This is a genomic window from Streptomyces sp. SID3212, from assembly GCF_009865405.1.
GTDB lineage: Bacteria > Actinomycetota > Actinomycetes > Streptomycetales > Streptomycetaceae > Streptomyces.
Genome location: NZ_WWJY01000258.1, coordinates 1 through 1,293 on the forward strand (window position 1 = coordinate 1; position 1,293 = coordinate 1,293).

2 protein-coding genes and 1 pseudogene are annotated in these 1,293 nt (G+C 74.2%); all 3 read right to left on the reverse strand.

Going from position 1 to position 1,293, the window contains the following annotated elements; genetic code table 11:
- Positions 1–450: pseudogene (locus GT042_RS07880) on the reverse strand (hypothetical protein); the annotation flags it as partial.
- Between the two features lie 124 nt (positions 451–574).
- Positions 575–844, reverse strand: coding sequence for a hypothetical protein (locus GT042_RS07885; protein WP_345943710.1), 270 nt, complete (start codon positions 842–844; stop codon positions 575–577).
- A 122-nt stretch (positions 845–966) separates the two neighbouring features.
- The coding region (locus GT042_RS07890) for a methyltransferase domain-containing protein (RefSeq protein WP_161307987.1) at positions 967–1,293 on the reverse strand (327 nt) is incomplete at its 5' end.

A 1,293-nucleotide genomic window follows, 5' to 3' on the forward strand; every position in this document is an offset into this window, starting at 1 on the left:
CTGCGCCGGGCCCCAGACCGTGGTGTCGGGCGGGGCCAGCGGCGTCCGCGCGATCCCTCCGGGCTCTCCGTCCTCCGGCACGAGGTCCCGATCCGGGTCGTGCGGGGCGGGCACGCCCGGCGCCGACACGGCCAGGTCGAGCGGCCAGCCGGGCAGCGCGCGGACGACGGTCCGCTCCTCGGGCGAGAGGTCGTACTCCATGCCGCAGTCCCAGGAGGCGATCGCGACGGCGACCAGCGACACGTCGTCCACTGCCACGGTCCAGCGCGCACCGTCGCCGTCCTGGCCCAGGACCAGCCCGTAGCCCCGGGGCCACGGTTCAAGCCCGAGCGCGGCGCACGCCTCCGGGTAGTCGTCCCCGAGGACACCGGGGAACTGCGCCGGGGTCAGCAGAGCGGCAGTGAGCACATACAGGGTGTCATCATCGATGGAATCGTCCGCTACGGACACGACACCTCCCGATTCGAGCGGTTGTCGGCGCACCCTAGCCAGTGGACCACCCGGACGTCGAGAGTCCGCTACGGCCCGGGGTCCGCGCGGTCGGTGCCGGGACCGGGCCGGACCTGCGGTGTTCTCACGCGGCGGGCAGCCCGAGGAGGCTGCGGGCCACCGTCTGCGGTGTTTCGTCGCGCTCCCGCGCCAGCGCTATCACGGCGCGGCACGCCAGCTCGCTGACGCCGAACGAGAGCGCCTCCGGCGAGACCCACCCGGCGGCCTCGTCACCGCGCTGCTGATCGTCCTCCGCGCACGCCGCCACGTAGGTGGCCGCGGCCTCGAAGAGGTTGTGCTGTCGTGCCCGGGGCTGTGATCCGGACGGTGCGGCGGGGCGGTCCGAGACAAGGATCCTGCGCAGTCGGTCGAACACCGGGTCCACCTTCCCCTGCTGACGGGCGCTGCCTGGCACTCCAACGTACGGTCCGGGGCCCCCGGGCAGAAGAGGACGTCCGCGCCCGGGCGTCCGGCGGCTCAGTCCTGACGGACCGCCAGCGCGAGAAAACGGGTCTCCTCGTCCACGTACGACTCCAGCCGCCACCCCGAACCGGTTAGCAGCGGACGGAGGTTGGGCTCGGCGCGCAGGTCGTCCTCCGTGACGACCCGGCTCTGCCGGGCGGCCAGCGCCGCGCGGCCGATGGGATGGAACAGCGCCAACCGCCCGCCGGGACGCACGACGCGCGCCAACTCCGCCAGCCCTTCCGCCGGTTGCGGCAGGTGGGCGATCAGTCCGGCGGCGAACACCGCGTCCAGCGCCCCGTCCCTGACCGGCAGCACGGCCACATCGGCGCGCACCAGCCG